Annotated in this window: 18 protein-coding genes; 8 read left to right on the forward strand and 10 right to left on the reverse strand. The window is 72.8% G+C overall.

All coding sequences use genetic code 11. The features are described 5' to 3' along the window. Positions 1 to 66: 66 nt before the first annotated feature. Positions 67 to 819 carry an anti-sigma factor domain-containing protein gene (locus OG714_RS24410; RefSeq protein ID WP_406124042.1) on the forward strand — a complete coding sequence of 251 codons (753 nt, stop codon included), beginning with the start codon at positions 67 to 69 and terminating at the stop codon, positions 817 to 819. A 142-nt stretch (positions 820 to 961) separates the two neighbouring features. Here the strand turns inward: OG714_RS24410 and OG714_RS24415 are convergent, their stop codons facing one another. From OG714_RS24415 to OG714_RS24425, 3 genes are read right to left on the reverse strand one after another with little or no spacing between them, the layout of a single operon-like run. Then, complete coding sequence (locus OG714_RS24415) at positions 962 to 1,321, reverse strand: hypothetical protein (RefSeq protein WP_406124044.1); 360 nt, start codon at positions 1,319 to 1,321, stop codon at positions 962 to 964. Next, on the reverse strand, positions 1,318 to 1,962 hold the full coding sequence (locus tag OG714_RS24420) for an Asp23/Gls24 family envelope stress response protein (RefSeq protein WP_406124046.1): 645 nt from the start codon (positions 1,960 to 1,962) through the stop codon (positions 1,318 to 1,320). Before OG714_RS24420 ends, OG714_RS24415 begins: the two co-directional genes overlap by 4 nt. After that, positions 1,959 to 2,504: an RNA polymerase sigma factor gene (locus OG714_RS24425; protein ID WP_406124047.1), complete on the reverse strand. Its 546-nt coding sequence runs from the start codon at positions 2,502 to 2,504 to the stop codon at positions 1,959 to 1,961. The genes OG714_RS24420 and OG714_RS24425 overlap by 4 nt, the downstream gene beginning before the upstream one ends. 184 nt (positions 2,505 to 2,688) lie before the next feature. On the opposite strand from OG714_RS24425, the gene OG714_RS24430 reads away from it, so the two are divergent. The 7 genes from OG714_RS24430 to OG714_RS24460 all read left to right on the forward strand — a co-directional run bounded on the left by OG714_RS24430 (position 2,689) and on the right by OG714_RS24460 (position 8,379). After that, a complete protein-coding gene (locus OG714_RS24430; RefSeq protein WP_406124048.1) occupies positions 2,689 to 4,275 on the forward strand; it encodes a sulfite oxidase in 1,587 nt (528 codons plus the stop codon). A 109-nt stretch (positions 4,276 to 4,384) separates the two neighbouring features. Beyond that, positions 4,385 to 5,035 carry a fasciclin domain-containing protein gene (locus OG714_RS24435; RefSeq protein WP_406124049.1) on the forward strand — a complete coding sequence of 217 codons (651 nt, stop codon included), beginning with the start codon at positions 4,385 to 4,387 and terminating at the stop codon, positions 5,033 to 5,035. Between the two features lie 138 nt (positions 5,036 to 5,173). Then, positions 5,174 to 5,665 carry an Asp23/Gls24 family envelope stress response protein gene (locus OG714_RS24440; protein ID WP_406124051.1) on the forward strand — a complete coding sequence of 164 codons (492 nt, stop codon included), beginning with the start codon at positions 5,174 to 5,176 and terminating at the stop codon, positions 5,663 to 5,665. A 63-nt stretch (positions 5,666 to 5,728) separates the two neighbouring features. Then, a complete protein-coding gene (locus OG714_RS24445) occupies positions 5,729 to 5,914 on the forward strand; it encodes a hypothetical protein (RefSeq protein ID WP_406124052.1) in 186 nt (61 codons plus the stop codon). After that, a complete protein-coding gene (locus OG714_RS24450) occupies positions 5,911 to 6,921 on the forward strand; it encodes a DUF6286 domain-containing Asp23/Gls24 family envelope stress response protein (RefSeq protein WP_406124054.1) in 1,011 nt (336 codons plus the stop codon). The genes OG714_RS24445 and OG714_RS24450 overlap by 4 nt, the downstream gene beginning before the upstream one ends. Continuing rightward, a complete protein-coding gene (locus OG714_RS24455; RefSeq protein ID WP_406124055.1) occupies positions 6,918 to 7,505 on the forward strand; it encodes a hypothetical protein in 588 nt (195 codons plus the stop codon). The genes OG714_RS24450 and OG714_RS24455 overlap by 4 nt, the downstream gene beginning before the upstream one ends. Continuing rightward, positions 7,495 to 8,379, forward strand: coding sequence for a YihY/virulence factor BrkB family protein (locus OG714_RS24460; protein ID WP_406124056.1), 885 nt, complete (start codon positions 7,495 to 7,497; stop codon positions 8,377 to 8,379). Before OG714_RS24455 ends, OG714_RS24460 begins: the two co-directional genes overlap by 11 nt. 97 nt (positions 8,380 to 8,476) lie before the next feature. Here OG714_RS24460 and OG714_RS24465 read toward each other — a convergent pair whose 3' ends face one another. From OG714_RS24465 to OG714_RS24495, 7 genes are all read right to left on the reverse strand, one after another. After that, on the reverse strand, positions 8,477 to 8,902 hold the full coding sequence (locus OG714_RS24465) for a VOC family protein (protein ID WP_406124057.1): 426 nt from the start codon (positions 8,900 to 8,902) through the stop codon (positions 8,477 to 8,479). Beyond that, positions 8,872 to 9,393, reverse strand: a complete 522-nt coding sequence (locus tag OG714_RS24470; protein ID WP_406124058.1) for a cupin domain-containing protein — start codon at positions 9,391 to 9,393, stop codon at positions 8,872 to 8,874. Before OG714_RS24470 ends, OG714_RS24465 begins: the two co-directional genes overlap by 31 nt. Before the next feature lie 84 nt (positions 9,394 to 9,477). Beyond that, positions 9,478 to 10,146 carry an alpha/beta fold hydrolase gene (locus OG714_RS24475; protein ID WP_406124060.1) on the reverse strand — a complete coding sequence of 223 codons (669 nt, stop codon included), beginning with the start codon at positions 10,144 to 10,146 and terminating at the stop codon, positions 9,478 to 9,480. A gap of 62 nt (positions 10,147 to 10,208) precedes the next feature. Further along, positions 10,209 to 11,015, reverse strand: a complete 807-nt coding sequence (locus OG714_RS24480; RefSeq protein WP_406124061.1) for a DUF1295 domain-containing protein — start codon at positions 11,013 to 11,015, stop codon at positions 10,209 to 10,211. Then, positions 11,012 to 12,355 (reverse strand): class I SAM-dependent methyltransferase, encoded by a 1,344-nt coding sequence (locus OG714_RS24485; protein ID WP_406124062.1) that lies wholly within the window; start codon positions 12,353 to 12,355, stop codon positions 11,012 to 11,014. The genes OG714_RS24480 and OG714_RS24485 overlap by 4 nt, the downstream gene beginning before the upstream one ends. After that, positions 12,352 to 13,128 (reverse strand): DUF1365 domain-containing protein, encoded by a 777-nt coding sequence (locus OG714_RS24490; protein WP_406124064.1) that lies wholly within the window; start codon positions 13,126 to 13,128, stop codon positions 12,352 to 12,354. Before OG714_RS24490 ends, OG714_RS24485 begins: the two co-directional genes overlap by 4 nt. Next, on the reverse strand, positions 13,125 to 14,411 hold the full coding sequence (locus OG714_RS24495) for an NAD(P)/FAD-dependent oxidoreductase (protein WP_406131929.1): 1,287 nt from the start codon (positions 14,409 to 14,411) through the stop codon (positions 13,125 to 13,127). The genes OG714_RS24490 and OG714_RS24495 overlap by 4 nt, the downstream gene beginning before the upstream one ends. Positions 14,412 to 14,464: the final 53 nt, after the last annotated feature.

Here is a 14,464-nt window from a genome sequence, read left to right on the forward strand (position 1 = left end):
CGCCCCCCACCAGCAGACCAGCCCATACACCGCACACACGCTGCCCGACCGCCTGGGGGTGACCGCGTGACGACCGTCGATCTGCACCGGCTGACCGGTGCCTACGCCCTGCACGCGCTGCCCGAGGAGGAGAGCACCGCCTTCGAGCGGCACCTGGTGGGCTGCGAACCCTGCGCGCAGGAGACCGCCGAGCTGAGCGCGACCGCCACCCGCCTGGGACTCGCCGTCGCCTCGACGCCCCCGACCGCACTGCGCGAGCAGGTGCTGCGCCGGATCACCGCCGTCCGCCAGGAGACCCCCGGCAGACAGGTCCAGAGCCGCACCGCACGACTCGGCTCGCGCACCCGCGCGCTGTCCCGCTGGGCGCTCGCCGCCTGTCTCGCGGCGGCCACCGCCCTCGGTGGTACGGCGATCTGGCAGCACCAGCGGGCCGAGGACGCCCGCGACCAGGCACAGCGCGCCACGCGGGCGGCGGACGAGATCGCCGCCGTACTGGCCGCGCCGGACGCCAGGACGCGCGCCGCCGGGCTGGCCGGGGGTGCCACGGGGACCGTCGTCGTCTCGCGCGACCGGGACCGGGCCGTGTTCGTCGTCTCCGGGATGGCCCGTCCGCCGGGCGGGAAGGTCTACCAGCTGTGGTTCGACGACGCCGGGACCATGCGGCCGGCCGGCCTGATGAACCCCGACCGCGCCGACCAGGCCGTCCTGCTGCGAGGCGACGTCGACAGCGCGTCGGGCATGGGCATCACCGTCGAACCGGACGGCGGCTCGAAACACCCCACCTCCGCCCCGGTCGCCCTGATGACCTTCCCGAGCTGAGGCGGGTCGGTCGGACGAGGCCCGAGACCGTCACGGTGACCCGGGGCGCGGACCGCGCCGGTGTCGGGGCGTCCAGACGCCGCTCGCCCCGATGCCCCTCCCCAGCCAAGCCAGGCCCACCTCACAGCACCAGCGCGACCCGTCAGACCAGCCCGGTGACCGTCACCGTGACCCTCGGCGCGGGCCGCGCCGGGGCCACGGCGTCCAGGCGGCGCTCGACCGTGTCCCGGACGCCGCGCGCCACGTCGACGGTCCTGGCTCGCCGTAGCGCGACGACGTGGATCTCTACCCGCCAGGGACCGTCACCGTCGGGCGGAGTCATCCGCACCCCGGCGGGCGCCGCCCCGGGCCGCGACACCATCGACCGCAGCCGGTCGGTCAGCCCCGGCCGGAGGAAGGCGACGCCCGAGACGCCCTCGACGGCCGTGGCGACCTCCGCGGCGAGCGTCGCGTGCGTGGGGTTCCCGTACGGCGCGGAATCCTCGGAGTGCTGCGCGGTCATGCCGTACCGCCTTCCTGATCGTCATCGTCATCGTCGGACATCGGGGTGGACACGAGGTCCGTCACGCGGATGTCGACTGCCGTGACCCCCATGCCCAGTTCACGGTCCGCCGCCTCCCACACGCGTTCGCGCACCTGGGCGGCGAGCTCGGGCAGGGGCGCGTCGGCCGGGGCGTGGATGTCGAGGCGGACCTCGACCGTGCCGGCGTCACCGCCGTCGGCACCACCGTCACGGAGGCGGCAGGAACCGGCCCGGACACCCGGGACCGTCTCCGCCGCGGCGCGCAGCGCGCGGGCCGCGACCGCCTCCATGATCCACAGGTCCTCGGCGGGTTCACCGAGGGGCAGGGGACGGCCCGGACGCAGTTCGAGGCGTACGACGTCCATGATCCGCCGGGTCAGCGGCTCGGTGTCGTAGGCGGCGGCGGAGGTGTCCGTCTCCGCCTGAAGGCCGCGCACCACGGACTCCAGGTCGTCGAGTCCGTGGACGGCCTGTCGGCAGTGCGGGCAGGACCGGAGGTGGGGATCTTCGGTCTGCCGCTCCCAGTCGTCCCAGGTCCGTGACAACAGCCTTCCGCACGGCAGGAGTTCGTCGTCGGCCTGGGCGGACGCGTTGTTCGGCGGGTCGGTGCGGTCGGTCATCGCCAGGCCCCCAGTGCTTGGGTCAGAGATCGGCGGGCGCGGAAGACACGGGCGCGGACGGCCTCCTGGCTGATGCCGACCGCGTCCGCGATGAACTCGTAGGAACGGCCGTCCAATTCGCGCAGCACCCAGCAGGCGCGCTGTTCGGCCGACAGCAGGTCGAGGGCCTCCCGCAGCTCGCGGACCGCGTCGCGGCCCTCGGCGATCCGGGCCGGGGAGGTGGTGTGTTCGGCCGCCGGGACGTCGTCCGCCGCCTCCAGCGAGGCGACGGGTCTGCGCGAACGCAGCACGTTCAGGCAGCGGTTGGTGACGATCCGGTACATCCAGGTGCCGAAGGCGGAGCGGCCCTGGAACTCCGGGAGCCTGCGCCAGGCGCTGAGGAAGGCGTCCTGTACGGCGTCCTCCGCCTCCGCCGCGGTGCCGAGCAGGCTCGTGGCGAGCCGGAGCAGCGCCGGTGCGTGCCGTTGCACGAGCACGGCGAAGGCGTCCTCGTCCCCCTCCGCGGCCCGGACCGCGAACAGGGCGTCGTCCGTATCCGCCACCACTGGGCGACTCCTCTCGTCCGGTCTGTCCGAGGGTTGGACACAGCCGCTCGGTGGCTGTGACGCGGGTGCGCCCTCTTGTTTTTCTTCCGGAGCCGAAGCGTGCGCGGATTGGCCGGAAAGGGAAATTCATCCGATCGTGGGGCCGACCAATCCGCGCGGCTTTCGGGGCCGGATTCCCCCCGTGACCGAGAACGAGAAGAAACCCACCAAAGCACTGCTGCCGCTCGCCGCGCTCAGCGGCGCGCTGGCGGGTTTCGCCGCGCTCGCGGTCGCCGAGGCCGTGGCGGGCGGGACGCGTCCGCAGGCCGGGCCGGTCGTCGCGGTCGGGGGCGCGGCGATCGACCGTACGCCCGCCGCCGTGAAGGACTGGGCGATCCGCCATTTCGGTACCGACGACAAACTCTTTCTCCAGCTGGGAATTCTCGCGGTACTGGCGCTTTTCGCACTGGCTCTGGGAATTGTCGCGCTGCGATTCCGGCGTACGGGGGCGGCCGGTGTGCTGCTGTTCGGAGTCGTCGGCGCCCTCGCGGCGACCGGCCGCCCGGACTCCACCGGGATCACCGACGCGCTGCCCTCCGTGGCCGGCGCCGTCGTCGGAGCGGTGGTGCTGTACGTCCTGGTCGGCCGGCTCCGGCCCCGGGGATCGGCCGCGGAGGCCGTAGCGCCACCCGGTGCGGGATGGGACCGGCGCGGTTTCGTGATCGCGGCGGGTGCCGCGGCCGTCGGCTCCGCCGGTGCCGGGCTGCTCGGGCGTTCGCTGAGCGGTGCCGGTGGCCGGGACGCGGTCGCCTCCCGCCGGAACCTGGTGCTGCCGGTACCGGGTTCCCGGGCCGGGGCCGTACCGAAGGGCGCCCAGCTGCGCGTCCCCGGCGTCAGCCCCTTCGTCACCGCCAACGCCGACTTCTACCGCGTCGACACCGCCCTGGTGGTGCCCAAGGTGGACGCGACGACCTGGCGGCTGCGCATCCACGGCCAGGGCGTACGGCACCCGCTCACCCTCACCTTCGACGACCTGCTCCGGCGCGAACTGGTCGAGCGCGACATCACGCTCACCTGTGTGTCGAACGAGGTCGGCGGCCCGTACGTCGGCAACGCGCGCTGGATCGGCGTACGACTGGCCGATCTGCTCGCCGAGTCGGGCGTGAAGCCGCCCTCCGAGGGAGGCCCCGCCGACCAGTTGGTGGCGCGTTCCGTGGACGGCATGACGATCGGCAGCCCGGTCGAGGACGTGATGGACGGCCGCGACGCCCTCCTCGCGCTGGGCATGAACGGCGAACCGCTGCCCTTCGCGCACGGCTTCCCCGTCCGCATGGTCGTGCCCGGCCTGTACGGCTTCGTCTCGGCCTGCAAATGGATCAAGGACATCGAGCTGACGACGTTCGACGCCTACGACCCCTACTGGGTCAAGCGCGGCTGGGCGCGGAAGGCGCCGATCAAGACCGAGTCGCGGATCGACACCCCGAAGCCGTTCGCCCGGCCCAAGTCCGGGACGGTGATGGTCGCCGGGGTCGCCTGGGCCCAGCACCGCGGCATCGACAGGGTCGAGGTCCGCGTCGACGACGGCCCCTGGCAGGAGGCCCGGCTGGCCGCCGAGGACACCCGCGACACCTGGCGCCAGTGGTCCTTCCCCTGGCAGGCGACCAGGGGCGGCCACACCCTCACCGTCCGCGCCACCGACCGCACCGGCGCGGTGCAGACCGACAAGCGGACCAAGACCATCCCCGACGGCGTGAGCGGCCGGCACTCGGTGGTCGTGACCGTCGACTGACCCCACAGACCCTCTGCCCCCTTCTCCACCGCCCCCTCCCCCACCGACCTTCTTTCCCCGACCCCGCGTACCGGCGCCCGTCGCCGTACCGATCACAAGGAGAACCCGCATGAACACCCGTATCCGCCGTACCGCCGTCGTCCTCGCCGCCGCGGCCGTGCTGCCGGTGGCCCTGAGCGCCTGCTCCGACAGCGGCAGCGACTCCACGAAGGCCGACTCCTCCACCAAGGCGTCCGCCACCGCCACCGACAACAGCATGAGCGGCTCCGACGCCGGCACGGCCGACCAGCCCTTCGGCACCGGCTGCGCTGCCGTCCCGAAGAGCGGCTCCGGTTCCTTCGACGGCATGGCCCAGGACCCGGTGGCCACCGCCGCGTCCAACAACCCGGCGCTGTCCACGCTCGTGGCGGCGGTGAAGAAGGCGGGCCTCGTCGACACCCTCAACAACGCCCAGAACATCACCGTGTTCGCGCCGACCAACGACGCCTTCGCGAAGATCCCGAAGGCCACCCTGGACAAGGTCCTGAACGACAAGGCCCAGCTGACCAAGATCCTCACCTACCACGTCGTAGGCCAGAAGCTGACGCCCGCGAACCTGGAGAACGGCTCCTTCGACACCCTGGAGAAGTCGAAGCTCACCACCGCCGGCTCCGGTGAGTCGTACACCGTCAACGACTCCGCGAAGGTGGTCTGCGGCAACGTCAAGACGGCCAACGCCAACGTCTACATCATCGACACCGTGCTGATGCCCGCCAGCTGACGTCGGCTTGATGCCGGTCGGCTGACGCTCCGAAGGATTTCCCGTGCCCGCCGCGTCACAGACGCGGCGGGCACGGGTCTGAAGAAGTGAGAGCACATCGGCCACGAGACAGAGACACGAGACAGAAAGAGGTATGCCATGACCACGCAGACCGCACCGGTCGCCACCCAGGTCCGGCCCACCAAGGACCCGGCCACCACCGACGTCTCCGGCGGAGCCACCGGCGCCGGTCAGCCCGCCGCCGACCGCGGTCGTACGTCGATCGCCGATGTCGTCGTCGTGAAGGTGGCCGGTATCGCCGCCCGGGAGATCCCCGGCGTGCACGACATGGGCGGCGGCCTCTCGCGCAGCATCGGCGCCGTGCGCGACCGCGTGCCCGGTGGCCGGCCCAACGTGGGGCGCGGGGTGAAGGTCGAGGTGGGCGAGCGGCAGACGGCGATCGATCTGGACCTGGTCGTCGAGTACGGGGTGTCCGTGATGGACGTCGCCCAGGACGTCCGGGAGAACGTCATCGCCGCCGTGGAGCGCATCACCGGCCTTGAGGTCGTCGAGGTGAACGTCACCGTCAACGACGTCCACCTGCCCGACGACGACGAGCCCGCGCACACCGGCGAGGCCCGCGTGGAGTAGAGCGGCCGGTCGAGGGCACGGGCAGGAGGGGTGGATCCGGTGGAGAGGTGGAGGTGGACGGGCATGAGCACACCGTTCGTCGGGATGATCGCGGGCATGGCCCTGGCGTTCGCCGGCTGGTTCGGCGGCTTCGGCGCCTTCCTTCTGGTGGCGGCGCTCGGCGGCCTGGGCTGGGCGGTGGGCCGGTGGTTCGACCGCGGCGGCACCGTCCAGGACGTACGGGACGCGTTCGAACGGAGCCGTCGATGACCACCGCAGCACCCACACCCACACCTGTACCCACACCTGTACCCGCGGCCGCCGCACAGCGGGGCACCACCACCGTCTCGGAGCGCGCGGTCCGCAGGATCGCCGAACGCGCGACGACCGAGGCGCTGCCCGGGCGCGCGGCGCAGGCGACGGCGACCGTACGGGGCCGCAAGGCGGAGGTGTCCCTGGGCGTGACGCTCCCCTATCCGTCCTCGCTGGCCGAGGGCGTACGGGACGTCCAGCGCCATGTGGTGGACCGCACCCGGGAGTTGACGGGTCTGGACGTACCGACCGCGCGCGTCAACGTCACCTCGCTCGCGCCCCCGAGGTACTCCCGCGCTCCGGTGTCCCCGGCCGAGGAGACCAACTCGCCCAGGACACCCCGGCGTTGGTGGTCCGGGCGCCGGACCCCGGTCGCCCTGCTGACCACCTCGGCGGCAGTGGTCTGCGGTGCGCTCGCCCTCGACCTGATCCAGGTGCACACCGCCCACCACGCGGCGGCGGCCTGGCGCGTCTCGGCGGTGCACTGGCTGTCCGGGAACGGGCCCGGAGACCCGGCCGTCGTGATCGCGGGCGGCCTGACGGCCCTGCTCGGCGTCTGGATGATCGTGCTCGCGGTCACTCCGGGGCTACGTCACCGTTCCACCGTCCGTACGGCGGCCGGACGTGTCGACGCCGCCGTGGACCGCTCGGCGGTGCGGTCCCTGGTCCGCGACGCGGTGGGCGACGTGCCCGGCATCGGAGCGGTACGGGTGCGGGTACGCCGCCGGCGGATCACCGTGCGGGCGCGACTCGCCTTCGGCGACCGGGTCGAGGCGTCCGCCGCGGTGACGGCGGCCGCCGATGCCGCCGTATCCTCCTGTCGGCTGCGCCACGAGCCGCGCGTACGGGTCACCGTCACCCCGGAGCCGGTGTGGCAACCGCCGACGGCACCCGATGTGCCTTCCGTACCCTCCGCGCCCTCCGTACCCACAACCCCCCTTGTCGCCAAGGAAGTTGACCAGTGATCCGCACCGCCCACACAGCCGTCAACCGAACCGCCCTCGGCGCCACCGGACTTGCCCTCCTCCTCACCGGTTCCTGGCTCGCCGGCACGGACCGGACCGTCGCGCGCCAGTTGCCGGCCTGGTGGCCCAACACCGGTAAGAATGCCGTGCTGTTGGAGCCGGGCCGGCTGGCGCAGTTGCGGAGCGAGGGCTGGTGGACGCCCACGGTCACGGCCACGGCGATCGGGCTGGCCGTGCTGTTCGCGTGCTGGGCTCTCGGGCAGGTGCGTCCGAGGTCGGGGCGGCGGATGGCGCTGCCCTCCCCCGGCTGCACGGTGCGACCGCGGGCGCTGGCCGAGGCGTTGACGGCGCGGGCGGACGCCGTCCCCGGTGTGGCCCGCACGCGTGCCCGGGTACTGCCCCGACGCGGGCGCCGCCTGGAGATGGAGCTGCGGGTGTGGCTGGACCCGGACACGTCCCCGGACGCCGTACTGCCCGCCCTGCGCGCGGTGACGGCGGAGGCGGAGGGCGCGGCTGCCCCGTACACGACCCACACCCGGCTCCGGCTGAGCGCCGCCTCGCACCGGGCGCCCCATGTCCGCTGAGTCGTACGTCGGCCGGGTCCGCCGGATCGCCGGGTTCCGGCCGCCGGCGGCCTGGTGGCCGGCGCTGCGGCGGACGCCCGTGTCGCTGTGGAACGACGACATCTCGGACTACGCGGCGGCGCTGACGTACTACGCGATCCTCGCGGTGCTTCCCGCCATGCTGGCGACGGTCATCGCGTTCGGCATGATCAGCCCGGAGACGGCCGAGGAGTTCGTCACCCATGTCACGGCGTACGCCCCCGCCGACTCCGGTACGGAACTGCACGCGGCCCTGACCCACGTCCTGCGCACGGACCGCACGGCATGGCCCCTGCTGGTGGCGGGCAGCGTCAGTGCGCTGTGGTCGTCCACGAGCTATCTCGCGGTGTTCCGCCGCGCCCTGCACCGCATGCACGGCACCCAGGACCGGCGTTCACCCTGGCGCAAGGCCCCGCGCATCGTGCTGACCGCGCTGGCGCTGCTCGGCCTGCTCCTCGTCGGTTCGCTCACGCTGCTGCTGACCGGCCCGCTCGCGGAGGCCGTCGGCCGGATGGCGGGCGTGGACGAGACCGCCGCCTGGGCATGGGACCTGCTGCGCTGGCCGGTCCTGCTGTGCCTGGTCGCGCTCCTGGTCGTGGTCGTCTTCCACACCGGGCCGGCGGGCGCCCGCCGCCGCGGCCACAGCCTGCCCGGCGGCGTACTGGCCGCCGCGTTGTGGCTGACCGTCTCGGCCGGCTTCTCGACGTACGCCACGACGCTGGGCGCCTACAGCAGGCTCTACGGCTCGCTCTCGGGCAGCGTCGTCTTCCTGATCTGGCTGTGGCTGTCCAACCTCGCGCTGCTGAGCGGGGCGCAGTTCGCGGCGGAGCTGGCGAAGACCCGCGAAGCGGTGTGACTCGGACGGTGTCGAACGTGCCCGCCTTGACGCTCCCGACCAGGACGCGGGCGAGGACCGGCTCCGTACTTCGCACGTCACCGATCGGGTGGCTCGGCTAGCCCCAGGTGCGGGAGCACAGGACGAGGCGGTAGCCGTCCGGGTCGGCGATCGTCACTCCGTGCTCGTCCCAGTACGGGTTGTGCGCGGGGACCCGGGTGCCGCCGGTGGCCACCAGACGCTCGACCAGGGCCTCTTCCACGGGCGTGCCGAGGTAGACCACGAAAAGATCGTCCTCGGTCGGGGCCGGTTCCAGCGGGCGCTCGGGGTCGTGGGTCAGCTCGAAGTGCCAGGACGCGCCGGGTGGGCCGACCATCAGGAGATCGTGCTCACCCTGGACGTGCTCGGTGGTCCGCCACAGTACGTCGAGCCCGAGCCCGTCCACGTAGAAGCGTTCGGCCGCGGCGAGGTCGCGCGAGGGGCGGGCGACACGGATGTGTGTCGTGGAGTCGATCACGCCGGGCCCGCTTGAGCGGCACGCCATACCGGGCTGTCGACGTAGTGGTTGTCGAAGCGCTCGGCGGACTCGGCGATCTCCTTCGGGTCGGCCTCACCGCGCATCACCCGGCCGAGCAGCCGCAGGTAGTCGAAGCGGCCCATGCCCGGGGTGAACACGAACAGGACGTCGGCCTCGGCGCCGGGCGCCGCGCCGAAGGCGTGCGGGGTGTGCGGAGGCACCGCCAGGAAGTCGCCCTCGTTCAGGGTGGTGACGTCCTCGCCCACGAGCACCCGCAGGGATCCGCTGATCACGAAGAACAGCTCCGTCGCCTTGGTGTGGAAGTGGGCCGGTGCCCCCACCGCACCCTTGGCGAAGGTGGACCGGTAGCTCGTGAAGCCGCCACCGGCACCGTCCGAGTCGGCCAGCAGCGTCATCACACTGCTCGGGTCGCTACAGGTCTCGGCTTCCGCATGGCGGGTCAGCACTGCCTGGAGGGACGTCGTGGGCGTGGAACCGGGGAGCGTTGCCTCAGTCATGGACATGATCCTATGGTCCGGTTTGCCGCGTGGCGAAGGGAATTCCGGTCCGCGCCCGGTGCGACGGCTCATCGGGAACACCGCTCACAGCACCGGAACCTCCCCCACGCCATAACCCCCCGCGGGCAAGGGTTCCGGCACCTCCCCCGGGTCGAGCACATGGGCGACCAGCGCGGCCGTCGTGTGATGCCAGAGGCCGTGGCGGCGCAGCATCCCGTGGTCGCCGCCGGCGATGACCGCCATCCCGGCCCGCGTCGCCCCCGCCTCCCGAGCCCGGCGTACGCAGGCCGCCGTCTCCGTGGGTGAGGTGACGTGGTCGCGTTCGCCGTGCAGGGCGACGATGTGGCGGCCCGCCGTCTGCTCGACGGGTTCGCCCGAGGGCCACCACGGGGCGAGGGCGACCACGCCCGTCACCAGGGGGTGTCCGGCGGCGCGGAGGGCGGCCCGGCCTCCCATGGAGTGGCCGAGCAGCACGGTCGGTACGGGGCCGGTGAGTTCGGCGAGCGCGTCCAGCGCGCGCAGCGTGTCGTGGGCCGCGTCCGCGCGGTCGCCGTTCCAGCCGCGGAGGCGGTAACGGACCTGGGCGACGAGGACGTCCCGGTGCGGGAGCGCGACGGTCACCGCGCGAACGACCGGGCCCATGCGCAGCGCGGCCAACTGCCAAGGCCTGGCGGGGCGTTCGCTCGTCTCCTGGCCGCCGTGGAGTACGAGGACGGCGGCTCGGGGGTGCGGCGGACGTCGACGCACTCTCAACGAGGGCCGCGCGTCCGTGTGTTCGGTGCTGTCGTGCTGTGGCTCGATGAGGTGCTCCTAGCTCACTCACGCCTCGGCGGGCGCGGGAGGAAACCGCTGGTGCGGGCACGGTACTCGGCGTATCCGGGACGGTCGGCCATGTGCCGTTCCAGCAGCCGTTTTCCGCTGCCCCGGGTCAGCAACAGGCTCATCACCAGGGGCGATACGACGGACACGGCGGCCGCCGCCCAGGAGTCGCAGGTGAGCAGGAACAGGCCCCACCACACGCAGAAGTCGCCGAAGTAGTTCGGGTGCCGGGTCCAGGACCACAGGCCGCGGTCCATGATCTTGCCCCGGTTCGCCGAATCCGCGCGGAACCGGGCCAGTTGGGCATCCCCGACCGCCTCGAAGCCGATGCCGACCGCCCACACCGCCGTACCGGCCACACAGGTGAGGACCGAGACCCGGCCGGGCACGTACTGCGCGGCCTGCACGGGCAGGGACACCAGCCAGACCAGGGCGCCCTGGAGGAGGTAGACCATGCGCAGGGCGTACGCGTTCCGGTTGCCGGGCGCCTTGGCCAACAGCGCCTCGTAGCGCGGGTCTTCGCCGTGGCCCCGGCCCCGGCGGGCGATGTGCACCGCCAGCCGCAGCCCCCAGACCGCCGTCAGCACTGTCACCAGCAGGCGTCGTACGGGATCGCCCTCACCGGCGGAGACCGCGAAGGTCACGACGGCCACCGCCGTGAAGCCGAGGCCCCAGGCGACGTCGACGATCCGGTGCACGCCCGCGCGCACCGCGACGGCGAAGGTGGCGAGCATGACCGCGAGGGCCGCGGCGGCGGACCAGGCGAGGTTGAGCGCGAACGCGCTCCAAGGGAAGCCGTTCACGGCCGGGTCACACCCTCGGCGGAGTTCGGCTTGGTGAACAGGTACTGCTGGACGTCGAGGTAGCCGGAGCGGAAACCCGCCTCGGAGTAGGCGAGATAGAACGTCCACAGGCGGTGGAAAACCGTGTCGAAGCCGAGCGCCGCCGCCTCCCCGGCCCGCTCGGTGAACCGTTCGCGCCACAGGCGCAGCGTCTCGGCGTAGTGGGCGCCGAAGGCGTCGCGGCGGGCGAGGCGCAGGCCGGTGCGGTCGCGGGCGGTCTCCTCGATCGCCTCGGTGGACGGGATGAGGCCGCCGGGGAAGACGTACTTGTGGATCCAGGTGAAGGTGTCCCGGGAGGCGAGCATCCGCTCGTGCGGCATGGTGATCGCCTGGAGCGCCAACCGGCCGCCCGGCGCGAGCCGTTGGTCCAGGGCGCGGAAGTACACCGGCCAGAACTCGGCGCCGACCGCCTCGATCATCTCCACGCTGACGACGGCGTCGTACGTCCCGGCCGCCTCGCGGTAGTCGCACAGTTCGATGGAGACACGGTCGTCGAGACCGGCCGCGCGCACCCGCTCCACGGCCAGGTCCCGTTGTTCGCGGGAGAGGGTGAGCGAGGTGACGCGGGCGCCTCGGGCCGCGGCCCGCAGGGCGAGTTCGCCCCAGCCGGTGCCGATCTCCAGGAGCCGGGTGCCCTCGCCCACGTCGGCGAGGTCCAACAGCCGGTCGATCTTGCGGTGTTGGGCCGCGGCGAGGAGGTCCAGGCTCGCGGGGAAGCCGCGGAAGACGGCCGAGGAGTAGGTGAGGGTGTCGTCGAGGAAGAGGGCGAAGAGCTCGTTGGACAGGTCGTAGTGGCGGCTGATGTTGGCGCGGGAGCCGTCGGGTGTGTTGCGCTCGGCGTGCGGGTGACGCGGTGCCCACAGGGCGCGCAGCCGTTGCAACGGGGCCGGGATCAACTCGGCCGCGTGCCCGGCCAGTACGGTCAGGGCGGCCACCAGGTCGGGGGCGTCCCATTCACCTGCCATGTACGACTCGCCGAACCCGACCAGGCCGTGGGCGCCGATGCGGGCGTGGAAGGCGGCCGGGGCGTGCACGTCGATCAGCGGGCCGCCCTTGCCGACGTCCGGGGCACCCGCGAACCGGGCCCGCAGCGGGAGTTGGGCGAGGGCTCGTCGGACGAGGGCCGCGGTGAGGGCCGTACGGACGCGGGAGGCGGCCGGTACGCGGGAGACGTCGGGCCAGCGGGAGGGATCGACGCGGGTCGGATCCACGGGCCCGGTACACCGGTTGACGCTGCTCTCGGCGCCGGCTTCGGCATCGGGCGCGCCGGTGGTGGTGATCCGGCGTTCTGCTGTCGTCATGTCGCTTTCTCCGGAGTGCGGTGTTCGGGACGGCGGGGCTGCACCGGCAGACCCCGCAGGTAGAGCCGTATGCCGTGGAAGCGGATCGCGGCCGACACGGCGAGGGTGGACCAGGGGTGGCGCAGCGCCAGCCGCAGCAGGTTCGCGGTGCTCACCTCGCGCCGGGTGCCGCGTACGGTCGCGGTGAAGGCACGGGCGCCCTCGCGGTCCAGCCGTACCGTCAGGGCGAGTTGGGGCCCGGGGCGCGGTACCCGCATGCGGTAGTCGCCGTCGACCGGGAAGAACGGCGAGACGTAGAGCTTCTTCTCGGCGCGGGCGGTGCCGGAGGCGTCCGGGTGCAGCAGATAGCAGTGCCGTCCGCCGTAGGTGTTGTGCACCTCGGCGACGACACAGCGCGGCTGCCCGTCGGGGCCGTAACACCAGTACAGGGTCAGAGGGTTGAAGACGTAGCCGAACACCCGGGCGTGGGTGAGCATCAGCACCCGGCCGCCGTCCAGGTCCACGCCGTGCCCGGCGAGGAAGGCGTCCAGGCCGGCCCGGATGGAGGGCCGGTCGCCGCCGGTGAAGTGGTCCCGGGGGTCGAAGCGGGCCAAGGGGCGGAGCGGGCGCGGGAGTCGGGGCGGGTGGTCGGGGTCCATGAGCCACATGTAGGTGCGGTGCCGCAGCGTGTAACGCCGGGGTGTGGTCCGCACGTGCGCGATCGTGCAGGAGTACAGCGCCGGTACGGCGAGATCCGGGGCGGCGGTGGGTGTGGTCGCGGGCACGGCGTTCACCAGCGCACCCCCAGCGCCGCCGCGGCCTCGACACCCGACCGGCAGCCGTCCTCGTGGAAACCCCAGCCGTGGTAAGCGCCCGCGAACACGCAGACATCACCGGCGAGTTCGGGCAGCCGCTGCTGCGCGGCCACCGACTCGGGGGTGTAGACGGGGTGTTCGTAGACCATGCGGGCCAGCACCCGGCCGGGGTCGACGCGGTCCTCGGCGCCGAGGGTGACCACGAACGTCTCGGCGGCGTCGAGGTGTTGGAGCCGGTTCATGTCGTAACTGACCTGCACCTGGCCGGAGTCGGCCGTGCACGACGGCATCAGGTGGTTCCAGGAGGCGCGGGCGCCCGGGGCGCGGGGCAGCAGCCGGGTGTCGGTGTGCAGGAGGGTGGTGTTGCGGGAGTACGGGAACGCGCCCAGCAACTCCCGCTCCAGTTCGGTCGGTTCGGCGAGCAGCCGGAGCGCCTGGTCCGGGTGGACGGCGATCACGACGGCGTCGTAGGACTCGGTGCTGCCGTCCTCGGCGGTGACGTCCGCGCGGTCGGCGTGGCGTCGTACGGACCGCACGGGGGTGTTGGTCCGGATCTCGCCGATGTGCTTGGCGATCCGGTCGACGTACGTTCCCGAACCACCGCTGACCGTGCGCCATACGGGCGATCCGCCCACCGACAGCATTCCGTGGTGCTCCAGGAAGCGGAACAGGTAGGCGGCCGGGTAACGCTGAGCCGTGAGCGCATCACAGGACCACACCGCCGACACCATCGGCGTGACGAAGTGGGCGCGGAAATAGGCGGAGTAGCCCTCCCGGTCGAGGAACTCCCCCAGGGTGAGGGCCTCTTCACCACCCCGGGCCAGCAACCGGCGGGCCGCGCGGTGGAAGAGGGGCACCTCGGCGAGCAGCCGCAGATAGCGGGGGCGCAGGAGGTTGCGGGGCTGGGCGAACAGTCCGGTCGGGCCGCGCGCACCGGCGTACTCCAGCCCGCAGCCCTCGCACCGCACGGACATGCTCATCTCCGACTCCTGCGTGGGGACGCCGAGTTCGTCGAAGAGCCGCAACAGTCGTGGATAGGTACGCCGGTTGTGCACGATGAACCCCGAGTCGACGCGGTGCACCCGCCCGTCGTGCGCCGACGTCAGCTCATGGGTGTGCGCGTGCCCGCCGAGCCGGTCGTCGGCCTCGTACAGGGTGACGTGACCGGCCCGGCCCAGGATGTACGCGGCGGTCAGCCCCGCCACCCCCGCACCGATCACCGCGGTCCGGCGCCCGTACCGCGCTGTCCGCTCCATCGCCATCTCCGTCACGTCTCCTCCTGCCGATCAGGGGTTCACGCGTAATCCGGATCAGG

This window comes from Streptomyces sp. NBC_00989, from assembly GCF_045162655.1.
Taxonomy (GTDB): Bacteria; Actinomycetota; Actinomycetes; order Streptomycetales; family Streptomycetaceae; genus Streptomyces.

Excerpts from the sequence above, each read along its gene's own strand:
- OG714_RS24415 (WP_406124044.1), bottom strand. The coding sequence starts at position 1,321 with ATGACCGCGCAGCACTCCGAGGATTCCGCGCCGTACGGGAACCCCACG.
- OG714_RS24420 (WP_406124046.1), bottom strand. The coding sequence starts at position 1,962 with ATGACCGACCGCACCGACCCGCCGAACAACGCGTCCGCCCAGGCCGAC.
- OG714_RS24435 (WP_406124049.1), top strand. The coding sequence starts at position 4,385 with ATGAACACCCGTATCCGCCGTACCGCCGTCGTCCTCGCCGCCGCGGCC.
- OG714_RS24440 (WP_406124051.1), top strand. The coding sequence starts at position 5,174 with ATGACCACGCAGACCGCACCGGTCGCCACCCAGGTCCGGCCCACCAAG.
- OG714_RS24445 (WP_406124052.1), top strand. The coding sequence starts at position 5,729 with ATGAGCACACCGTTCGTCGGGATGATCGCGGGCATGGCCCTGGCGTTC.
- OG714_RS24450 (WP_406124054.1), top strand. The coding sequence starts at position 5,911 with ATGACCACCGCAGCACCCACACCCACACCTGTACCCACACCTGTACCC.
- OG714_RS24460 (WP_406124056.1), top strand. The coding sequence starts at position 7,495 with ATGTCCGCTGAGTCGTACGTCGGCCGGGTCCGCCGGATCGCCGGGTTC.
- OG714_RS24465 (WP_406124057.1), bottom strand. The coding sequence starts at position 8,902 with ATGGCGTGCCGCTCAAGCGGGCCCGGCGTGATCGACTCCACGACACAC.
- OG714_RS24470 (WP_406124058.1), bottom strand. The coding sequence starts at position 9,393 with ATGACTGAGGCAACGCTCCCCGGTTCCACGCCCACGACGTCCCTCCAG.
- OG714_RS24485 (WP_406124062.1), bottom strand. The coding sequence starts at position 12,355 with ATGACGACAGCAGAACGCCGGATCACCACCACCGGCGCGCCCGATGCC.
- OG714_RS24495 (WP_406131929.1), bottom strand. The coding sequence starts at position 14,411 with ATGGCGATGGAGCGGACAGCGCGGTACGGGCGCCGGACCGCGGTGATC.